Origin of the sequence: Pseudomonas sp. R62 (assembly GCF_000257605.1) — a bacterium.
Taxonomy (GTDB): Bacteria; Pseudomonadota; Gammaproteobacteria; order Pseudomonadales; family Pseudomonadaceae; genus Aquipseudomonas; species Aquipseudomonas atacamensis.
This window is the reverse complement of the sequence record NZ_JH635998.1, coordinates 2118392-2127790: the sequence shown is the minus strand read 5'-3', so window position 1 is coordinate 2127790 and position 9399 is coordinate 2118392. Positions and strand designations below refer to the sequence as shown.

Sequence of the window (9399 nt, the reverse complement as noted above, 5' to 3'; positions counted from 1 at the left end):
CCGATTGCACCCTTTCAACTGCCGACCGCGCCTTGCTGCAAACCGTGTACTGCTCGCTGAGTGATTTCTGCGTGCCGATCAAGGAGCCGGAAATCAGCGTCAGCGTGCAACTGCTGACGCGCATTGGCCGCGCGGTGGACAAGGTCTGGACCGACACGCTGCAACTGCTCGGCTTCGTCGGCCTGATCCTTGAAGTCATCGCCCGTGGGCTGTTGCGGCCCAAGCGCTGGCGCATCACGCCGATGATCGCGCACATCGAGCAGACCGGCCTCGACGCCGCGCCGATCGTGGCCCTGCTGACGTTTCTGGTGGGCGCGGTGGTGGCGTTTCTCGGCGCCACAGTGCTGGCCAGTTTCGGCGCGACGATTTTCACCGTGGACCTGGTCGGCTTCTCGTTCCTGCGCGAATTCGGCGTGCTGCTCACGGCGATCCTGATGGCCGGGCGCACCGCCAGTGCTTTTACCGCACAGATCGGCTCGATGAAGGCCAACGAAGAAATCGACGCGATCCGTACTCTCGGCCTCGACCCGATCGAATTGCTGGTGGTGCCGCGCGTGCTGGCGCTGCTGGTGGCGCTGCCGATGCTGACGTTTCTGGCGATGCTCTCGGGGATCGTCGGTGGCGGTGTGGTCTGCGCAGTGTCGCTGGACATCTCGCCGGCGATGTTCCTCTCGCTGCTGCAATCGGACATCGGCATTCAGCATTTTCTCGTCGGGCTGGTGAAGGCGCCGATCTTCGCCTTCCTGATCGCGGCGATCGGTTGCCTGGAAGGTTTCAAGGTCAGCGGCAGCGCCGAATCGGTCGGCGCGCACACCACCTCCAGCGTGGTCCAGTCGATTTTCGTGGTGATCGTGCTCGATGCGGTGGCCGCGCTGTTTTTCATGGAGATGGGCTGGTGAGTCGTCTACCCCGCGCGCCCTCGGAGGCGGTGATCGAAGTCCGTGGCCTGTGCAATCGCTTCGGACCGCAGAGCGTGCACGAGAACCTTGATCTGGACGTGTACAAAGGCGAGATCCTCGCCGTGGTGGGTGGCTCCGGTACCGGTAAATCGGTGCTGCTGCGCAGCATCGTCGGGCTGAATCGGCCCAGCGAAGGCATGGTCAAGGTCTTCGGCCAGAACCTGCCGAATCTGCCCGAGCATGAACGCTCGCTGATCGAAAGGCGCTTCGGTGTGTTGTTCCAGAAAGGCGCGCTGTTTTCCTCGCTGACCGTGACCGAGAACGTCGCCCTGCCCCTGATCGAACACGCCGGCCTCAGCCGTCACGACGCCGAGCACCTGGCGGCGGTGAAACTGGCGCTGGCCGGGCTGCCGCTGTCGGCAGCGGACAAATACCCGGCGTCGTTGTCCGGCGGCATGATCAAGCGTGCGGCGCTGGCGCGGGCCCTGGCGCTGGATCCGGACATTCTGTTTCTCGACGAACCCACCGCCGGCCTTGATCCGATTGGCGCGGCGCAGTTCGATCAATTGATCCTGACCCTGCGTGATGCGTTGGGTCTGAGTGTGTTTCTGGTCACCCACGACCTCGACACGTTGTACACCATCACCGATCGCGTGGCGGTGCTGGCGCAGAAGAAAGTGCTGGTCGCCGGCCCTATCGACGACGTCTCGGAAACCGCCGACGCGTGGATTCATGAATACTTCCACGGCCCGCGCGGCCGCTCGGCGCTGGACGCCGCCAAACAGCTCAACGAGGTCTGATATGGAAACCCGAGCCCATCATGTGTTGATCGGCCTGTTCACGGTGATCGTCGTGGCCGGCGCCCTGCTCTTCGGCCTGTTTCTGGCCAAATCCAGCGTCGACACCGAGTTCAAGGATTACGAAGTGGTGTTCAACGAGGCGGTCAGCGGTCTGTCCAAGGGCAGCTCGGTGCAGTACAGCGGGATCAAGGTCGGTGACGTGGTCAGCCTGCGCCTCGACCCGCAGGACCCGCGCCGGGTGCTGGCGCGGATTCGTCTGGCGGGCGACACGCCGGTCAAGGAAGACACCCAGGCCAAACTGGCGCTGACCGGCATCACCGGCACCTCGATCATCCAGCTCAGCGGCGGCACACCCGAGAGCCCGAAACTGCGCGGGCATGACGGCAAGCTGCCAACTCTGGTCGCCTCGCCCTCGCCTATTTCCCGCCTGCTCAACGACAGCAGCGACTTGATGACCGGCATCAGCGCCTTGCTGCAAAACGCCAACCACATGTTCTCCGCGGAAAACGTCGAGCGTGTGAGCAAGACCCTTGCCCATCTGGAACAGACCACCGGCACCATCAACGACCAGCGCGGCGACATCAAGCAAGCCATGCAGCAACTGGCGACCGTCGGCAAACAGGCCGGCAGCATGCTCGAGCAGACCTCACTGTTGATGCGCAACGCCAACGGCCTGCTTAACGATCAGGGCAAGCAGGCCTTGGGCAGTGCCGAACAGGCGATGAAGTCGCTGGAGCAAAGCAGCGTGACCATCAACGGCTTGCTCAGCAAAAACCAGAATTCGCTGGATAACGGCATGCAGGGCCTCAACGGCCTGGCCCCGGCGATTCGCGAACTGCGCGAGACGCTGACCTCGCTGCGCGCCATTTCCCAACGCCTCGAGGCCAATCCCAGCGGCTATCTGTTGGGCAGCGACAAGAACAAGGAATTCACCCCATGAAACTGACTCGAATCGCCCTGCTCGGCGCTGGCCTGACCCTGATCGGCGCGTGCTCGATCTTGCCCAAGTCGGAACCTTCGGACGTCTACCGCCTGCCCGCCGCGCAAGCGCCCGCCTCGGCCAGCCCGGCGGCGACGCAGTCGTGGTCGCTGCGCTTGAATAAGTTGCAGGCCAGCGAAGCACTGAACCGGCCGAGCATTGCCGTGATCCCGCAGGGCAATGTGATCAGCAGCTACAAAGGCTCGCGCTGGAGTGATCCGGCGCCGGTGCTGCTGCGCAATCGCCTGCTCGATGGCTTCGCGCGGGATGGTCGGGTGACGCTGCTGAGCACCGACGACAGCAACTTCCAGGCGGATCTGGAACTGGGCGGCAGTTTGCAGGCGTTTCAGACGGAATATCAGGGCACCCAGGCCGGCGTTGTGGTGCGGGTCGATGCGTTGCTGGTGCGCGGCTATGACCAGCGCATCCTCGCCAGCCGCCGTTTTGAAGAGCGCCAGCCGTTGAGCGATGTGCAGGTGCCAGCGGTGGTCGCCGGGTTTGGTCAGGCCAGTGATCGCCTTACGGCCAAGGTTGTGGCCTGGGCCGTGGAGCAAGGCCAGAAACTCGCCCCGCAACCCCGCTGACACACCACAGCTCCTGTGGGAGCGAGCCTGCTCGCGAAAGCGGTGTATCAGTCACTTAAGCGTTGACTGACACTCCGACTTCGCGAGCAGGCTCGCTCCCACATGGGAATTTTGCTCAGCCGAAGAACCAGTAGCAGACCCCGATAGCGCCCACCACTCCGGCAAACTCGGCCAGCAACGCACACCCCACCGCGTGCCGTGCGCGTTGAATCCCCACCGCGCCGAAGTACACCGCCAGCACATAGAACGTGGTTTCGGTACTGCCCTGCACCGTCGCCGCGACCAGCGCTGGGAAGCTGTCGACGCCGGAAGTCTGCATGGTCTCGATGAGCATCGCCCGTGCGGCGCTGCCGGAGAACGGTTTGACCATCGCCGTCGGCAGCGCATCGACGAAGCGCGTGTCCCAGCCGGCCCACTCGATCAGATGCCGAATGCCGTCCAGGCCGAAATCCAGCGCACCAGACGCGCGCAATACGCCAACCGCACAGAGCATCGCCACCAGATACGGCAGCAGGTTTTTCGCCACATCGAAGCCTTCTTTCGCGCCTTCAACGAACGCTTCGTACACCTTGACCTTGCGCAGCGCGCCGATCAGCAGAAACAGCATGATCAGGCCGAACAGCGTGAGATTGCCGAGGATCGACGACAATCCCGCCAGCGCTGTCGCGGAAAGCGTGCCGAGCAGGGCCATGAAGCCGCCAAGAATCAGCGCGCCGGGCAGCAGATAGGCGAGCACCACCGGGTCCCAGATGCGCAGGCGTTGCATGAAAGCTACGGAGAGAAAACCGACGATAGTCGAGCAACTGGTCGCCAGCAGAATCGGCAGGAACACCAGCGTCGGATCCGGCGCGCCTTGCTGGGCGCGGTACATGAAGATGGTCACGGGCAGCAGGGTCAACGACGAGGCGTTGAGCACCAGAAACAGGATCTGCGCGTTGCTGGCGATGGTGGAGCTGGGATTGAGCTCCTGCAGCGCTTTCATGGCTTTCAGGCCGATCGGCGTGGCGGCGTTGTCCAGGCCAAGGCCGTTGGCGGCAAAGTTCAGCGTGATCAGGCCTAGGGCAGGGTGGCCGGCGGGGACTTCCGGCATCAGCCGCAGAAACAGCGGGCCGAGCACCTTGGCCAGCCACTCGACGATCCCGGCCTTTTCGGCGATGCGCAGAAAGCCCAGCCACAGGGTGAGGGTGCCGAACAGCAGCACCATGACTTCGACCGACAGCTTGGCCATGGCGAAAATGCTTTCCACCATCGCAGCGAAGATCCCGGCGTTGCCGCCGATCAGCCACTGCGCCAGCGCCGATACGGCTGCCACGATGAAGAAGCCAAGCCACAGGCCATTAAGCATCAGTCAAATCCCCCGAAGAATGCGGCGAATGATAGCGGGGTCGCCAGAAACGACAAACCCCGGATTGCTCCGGGGTTCGTTGGTGGGGCGTGCATCAATCACTGTGGGAGCGAGCCTGCTCGCGAAGAGGCCGGCACATTCAACATCTCTGTAGATTGATACACCGTCTTCGCGAGCAGGCTCGCTCCCACAGGGTTTTGCATCAGTTCTTGGAAATTTCGCCAGCCGGCAGTTTTTCCTTGCTGCGCCAGTGCGGCAGGGAGTTCCAGTAGCGCTCGCCCTTGGCGTCGTCGTACATGCCTTCCCAGCGCGCGATAACCAGCACCGCCAGGGCGTTACCGATCACGTTCAGTGCGGTACGCGCCATGTCCATGATGCGGTCGACACCGGCGATGAACGCCAGACCTTCCAGCGGGATGCCAACGCTGCCCAAAGTGGCCAGCAGCACCACGAAAGACACGCCCGGTACGCCGGCGATACCTTTGGAGGTGACCATCAGCGTCAACACCAGCAGCAGTTGCTGGCTGATCGACAGGTCGATGCCATACAGCTGGGCAATGAAGATCGCCGCGATCGACTGGTACAGGGTCGAGCCATCGAGGTTGAACGAGTAACCGGTCGGTACCACGAAGCTGCAGATGGCTTCGGCGCGCCGTAGGCTTCCATCTTCTCGATCACGCGTGGCAGCACGGTTTCCGAGGAAGCGGTGGAGTAGGCCAGTACCAGCTCATCCTTGAAGATGCGCATCAGCTTGAGCACCGAGAAGCCGAACAGCTTGGCGATCAGGCCCAGCACGACGAAGGCGAAGAAGGCGATGGCGACGTAAACCAGGATCACCAGTTTCGCCAGCGGCAGCAGCGAGGCGAAGCCGAAGTTGGCCACGGTCACCGCGATCAGTGCGAACACGCCGATCGGGGCGTAGTTCATGATCATGTGGGTGACCTTGAACATGCTTTCCGAAACGCCCTGGAACATCTTCACCAGCGGCTCGCGCAGGTCCGACTGCAGGCTCGACAGGCCGAGACCGAACAGCACGGAGAAGAAGATGATCGGCAGCATTTCGCCGCGAGCCATGGCCGCGAAGATGTTCGACGGGATCAGGTTGAGGATGGTTTCGATGAATGCATGTTCATGCTGCACTTCGGCGGCGGTCGCCTGGTACTTGGAGATGTCCACCGTGCCCAGGGTGCTCATGTCGATGCCGGTGCCCGGATGGAACACGTTGGCCAGCACCAGACCGACAACGATGGCGATGGTGGTGACGATCTCGAAATAGATGATGGTCTTCAGGCCGATACGCCCGAGTTTCTTGGCGTCGCCGACGCCAGCGATGCCGACGATCAGCGAGGAAATGACGATCGGGATCACGATCATCTTGATCAGACGGATAAAGATATCGCCTGCCGGTTGCAGGACGTTGCTGATCCACCAGGCCTTTTCAGCGCTGAAGTGGTTGAGCAACGCACCAATTGCAATCCCCAGAATCAGACCGATGAGGATCTGCCAGGCGAGGCTGATTTTTGCCTTCTTCATTATCTTTACCCTTACTTGCGTTTGACTCAGGCACATGCAGGAACTGGAACGCTCATCAGCGGAAAAGTCTGTGCATCTGCCTCCGTATAAGGTGCCCCGAAGCGCGTGTTTACGGCTCTTCGGCAGGCGAAAAAAGGCGCAACTATTCCGATGCAAGGTGGCGCCGTCTAATGCCGTAAACGCCTACCCTATGCCTAATCGGCATGAGCTTTTTCATTTGAAACTGGCGTCCCAAGCGGTTCGATTGTGACATTTGTGCCGGCATAAGTGCCGTGAACCGGCCATTACAGCGTGGCCTGGTTAAAATTTGCACAGGCAAAACCAGCTGAAATTTCCGGAAAAAGTCTGAATCGCAAGACTAGAAGTCACACGGAACGAGCGCGATCTTTGTCGATATACGGTCGCCAGGAAACACCGCGAAATGTATTCCTCGCAGTGTCGACGATTGAAAAAAGGAATTTGGCGTGCTGGATCAATGTTTTAGCGGATTCAAAGCCCAGCGCAGATTCGTCAGACCACCGGGTCGACGAACCTGCGGCGCACCTTTTACCCTGACCCGGCCCTTGCGCAGGTACTCCCTGTACCCGTAGGTCACTCCGACCCTGTATCAGTCAGAACGTCCCGGCCCCCTGGTCATGCACCGACCCTCATCGGGCGGTGCAATGGAAAGCAGCGGGGCGCTGCTTTCGTGTTCGAAACCTTTGCGCGTCCTGCGTCAGTACCACTTCGGATCTTTCTTCAGGGTTTCCATCAGCAGATCCTGCATGCCCTGATCAGGTTTGCCGAAAAAGCGATAAGTCGCGTGTCGCGTCGGCGACTTGTCCTGCGGCAGACCTTCCGGCACATCGACCAGCATGGCGTAGGCGTCATCTTTGTCGAAGCTGAAGGCCACGATCAAACGGTGATTCAGACACTTGTCCTGACTCTCGCAGAGCGGACCGACCAGATACTGGTCGCCATCTTCCGTAACGGCATGCATCTGTTGTTCGGAGGTGCCGGACAGGTTGATCACCCATTCCGGTACGCGCTCTTCCTTTTTGATCACGCCTTCCCAGGTTTCACGGTACTGCGCGTCGGAGGCGAGCAGTTCGTTGACCCGGGTCTGGCCGTCATTGGCCGCCATGGCCATGGCACTGCCGCCCAGAAGCAGGGCGGCGGCCAATGTCTTGAGACCGATCATCGTTAACCTCGGCCGCGACGGCCAAAGAAGAAAGAAGCGATGAACATCACCAGGAACACGACAAAGAGAATCTTGGCGATACCCGTGGCGGTGCCCGCGATACCACCGAAGCCCAGAACGGCGGCGATGATGGCAATGATCAAGAATGTAATTGCCCAGCTCAACATGGTGATTCTCCTTACTTCTCTATTTAGGGGTGTTTCCGGTTTCCGGCGCTACGCGCCTGAATGTGTTCAAAGGCTTAGAAAACCCAGCGCTCTTCCCGTGGCAATTGATCCAGCGGTTGCGCCTGGTCGACATCAATCATGTGCATCGAAGCGTTTTCAACCTGGCTGCTGCTCACGGCACTGAAGTGCGTTTGAGTGCTGTGCTGCATCGAAATCAGTGGCTCGGGTTTGCGGCTGTTTTCCCAGCTCATGTACTGCTGGCAGACGATCAGGGTGATCAGCAACGCCAGTACACCGAACAGACCTTGCTGGATCTGCAGTGGCGAAATACGTACTTGGGCGGCGATTGGGCGAGTCATCCTGTGTTCCTCACGCTTGTTCGGTTGGGGCAGTGCTGTTCTGCCCGGGCTGAGTGAGGTATTGCAGCCTGCATGCCAGTTTTTTCATCTGTGAAAAAACCAATAAAAACAATGAGTTATACGTGGTTGAGAAATTTCCTAAGACGCATCCTGCACGATGGCTCTTCTGCGGTCGTGCGCAATGCACGATTATTTCGTGGGAAATTTCGATGATATGGAATTGCTACCGGTACGCAGATGTCAGAAGAGGACGCAGGATCTGCCCTGCAAAACGCAGAATGTTTTAAAACTCAACGAAATCAATGAATTGGCCGTTATGGCAGTAGAGAGCTACCCTCCTATGGCTGGTATCGTTCAGAATCAACCATGCAACTTGCCCGATTTTTCCGGGACTAACCCAAGACTAATCACTATGGAGCGTAGGAAAAATGGAATCTGCCACTGAGCAACAAGGCCGCATTCTGCTGGTGGACGATGAATCCGCCATCCTGCGTACGTTTCGTTATTGCCTCGAAGACGAAGGCTATACGGTAGCCACCGCCAATAGCGCGGCCCAGGCCGATGCTTTGCTGCAACGTCAGGTCTTCGATCTGTGCTTCCTTGATTTGCGCCTGGGCGAGGACAACGGTCTCGACGTCCTCGCGCAGATGCGCATTCAGGCGCCGTGGATGCGCGTAGTGATCGTCACCGCCCATTCGGCGGTCGACACCGCCGTTGATGCCATCCAGGCCGGCGCCGCCGATTATCTGGTCAAGCCGTGCAGCCCTGATCAACTGCGCCTGGCCACCGCCAAGCAGCTGGAAGTGCGCCAGCTCTCCGCGCGGCTCGAAGCGCTGGAAGGCGAGATCCGCAAACCGAAAGACGGTCTCGATTCCCACAGCCCGGCGATGAAAGTCGTGCTGGAAACGGCCCGGCAGGTCGCAAGCACCGACGCCAACATTCTTATCCTTGGCGAGTCCGGCACGGGTAAAGGTGAACTGGCCCGTGCGATTCACGGCTGGAGCAAGCGCGAGAAGAAATCCTGCGTCACGATCAACTGCCCGTCGCTGACTGCCGAGCTGATGGAAAGCGAGCTGTTTGGCCACAGCCGTGGCGCGTTCACCGGCGCCAGCGAGAGTACTTTGGGTCGGGTCAACCAGGCGGACGGCGGTACGCTGTTTCTCGACGAGATCGGCGACTTTCCGCTGACTTTGCAACCCAAGTTGCTGCGCTTCATCCAGGACAAGGAATACGAGCGGGTCGGCGATCCGGTCACTCGCCGCGCCGATGTGCGCATCCTCGCCGCCACCAACCTCAACCTCGAAGACATGGTCCGCGACGGCCGTTTCCGCGAAGACCTGCTCTATCGCCTCAACGTCATTACCCTGCATCTGCCGCCTCTGCGCGAGCGCGCCGAAGACATCCTGACCCTCGCCGATCGGTTCCTTGCACGTTTCGTCAAAGAGTACGCACGCCCAGCGCGCGGCTTCAGCGATGAGGCGCGCGAAGCGCTGCTCGGTTATCGCTGGCCGGGCAATATTCGCGAACTGCGCAACGTGGTCGAGCGAGCGAGC

The 9399-nt window shown here is 60.5% G+C and carries 9 protein-coding genes and 1 pseudogene; 5 read left to right on the top strand and 5 right to left on the bottom strand.

Features of this window, described 5'->3' with window-relative positions; translation table 11 throughout:
* The 4 genes from OQK_RS10595 to OQK_RS10580 all read left to right on the top strand — a co-directional run.
* A partial coding sequence (locus OQK_RS10595; protein ID WP_038860839.1) for an MlaE family ABC transporter permease occupies positions 1–899 on the top strand: 899 nt, incomplete at its 5' end.
* On the top strand, positions 896–1699 hold the full coding sequence (locus OQK_RS10590; RefSeq protein ID WP_016772360.1) for an ABC transporter ATP-binding protein: 804 nt from the start codon (positions 896–898) through the stop codon (positions 1697–1699). The genes OQK_RS10595 and OQK_RS10590, both read left to right, overlap by 4 nt.
* A gap of 1 nt (position 1700) precedes the next feature.
* Positions 1701–2639, top strand: coding sequence for an MlaD family protein (locus OQK_RS10585; RefSeq protein ID WP_016772359.1), 939 nt, complete (start codon positions 1701–1703; stop codon positions 2637–2639).
* The gene (locus OQK_RS10580) at positions 2636–3262 is read left to right on the top strand and encodes an ABC-type transport auxiliary lipoprotein family protein (RefSeq protein ID WP_016772358.1); all 627 of its coding nucleotides are present in this window, start codon (positions 2636–2638) and stop codon (positions 3260–3262) included. Before OQK_RS10585 ends, OQK_RS10580 begins: the two co-directional genes overlap by 4 nt.
* Positions 3263–3377: 115 nt before the next feature.
* Here OQK_RS10580 and OQK_RS10575 read toward each other — a convergent pair whose 3' ends face one another.
* The 5 genes and pseudogenes from OQK_RS10575 to OQK_RS10555 all read right to left on the bottom strand — a co-directional run bounded on the left by OQK_RS10575 (position 3378) and on the right by OQK_RS10555 (position 7846).
* Positions 3378–4607, bottom strand: coding sequence for a nucleoside recognition domain-containing protein (locus tag OQK_RS10575; protein ID WP_016772357.1), 1230 nt, complete (start codon positions 4605–4607; stop codon positions 3378–3380).
* Positions 4608–4809: 202 nt separating this feature from the next.
* A pseudogene (gene gltP / locus OQK_RS10570) lies at positions 4810–6140 on the bottom strand (glutamate/aspartate:proton symporter GltP).
* Positions 6141–6855: 715 nt separating this feature from the next.
* A complete protein-coding gene (locus OQK_RS10565; RefSeq protein ID WP_016772356.1) occupies positions 6856–7320 on the bottom strand; it encodes an inhibitor of vertebrate lysozyme family protein in 465 nt (154 codons plus the stop codon).
* A 2-nt stretch (positions 7321–7322) separates the two neighbouring features.
* Positions 7323–7487 (bottom strand): DUF1328 domain-containing protein, encoded by a 165-nt coding sequence (locus OQK_RS29185; protein WP_003177151.1) that lies wholly within the window; start codon positions 7485–7487, stop codon positions 7323–7325.
* 74 nt (positions 7488–7561) lie between these two features.
* On the bottom strand, positions 7562–7846 hold the full coding sequence (locus tag OQK_RS10555) for a hypothetical protein (RefSeq protein WP_016772355.1): 285 nt from the start codon (positions 7844–7846) through the stop codon (positions 7562–7564).
* Between the two features lie 428 nt (positions 7847–8274).
* Here OQK_RS10555 and algB point away from each other — a divergent pair.
* The coding region (gene algB / locus OQK_RS10550) for a sigma-54-dependent response regulator transcription factor AlgB (protein ID WP_038860838.1) at positions 8275–9399 on the top strand (1125 nt) is incomplete at its 3' end.

What these genes read in the sequence shown, in the direction of transcription:
- OQK_RS10585 (WP_016772359.1), top strand. Translation starts at nt 1,701, where the DNA reads ATGGAAACCCGAGCCCATCATGTGTTGATCGGCCTGTTCACGGTGATC.
- OQK_RS10580 (WP_016772358.1), top strand. Translation starts at nt 2,636, where the DNA reads ATGAAACTGACTCGAATCGCCCTGCTCGGCGCTGGCCTGACCCTGATC.
- OQK_RS10575 (WP_016772357.1), bottom strand. Translation starts at nt 4,607, where the DNA reads ATGCTTAATGGCCTGTGGCTTGGCTTCTTCATCGTGGCAGCCGTATCG.
- OQK_RS10565 (WP_016772356.1), bottom strand. Translation starts at nt 7,320, where the DNA reads ATGATCGGTCTCAAGACATTGGCCGCCGCCCTGCTTCTGGGCGGCAGT.
- OQK_RS29185 (WP_003177151.1), bottom strand. Translation starts at nt 7,487, where the DNA reads ATGTTGAGCTGGGCAATTACATTCTTGATCATTGCCATCATCGCCGCC.
- OQK_RS10555 (WP_016772355.1), bottom strand. Translation starts at nt 7,846, where the DNA reads ATGACTCGCCCAATCGCCGCCCAAGTACGTATTTCGCCACTGCAGATC.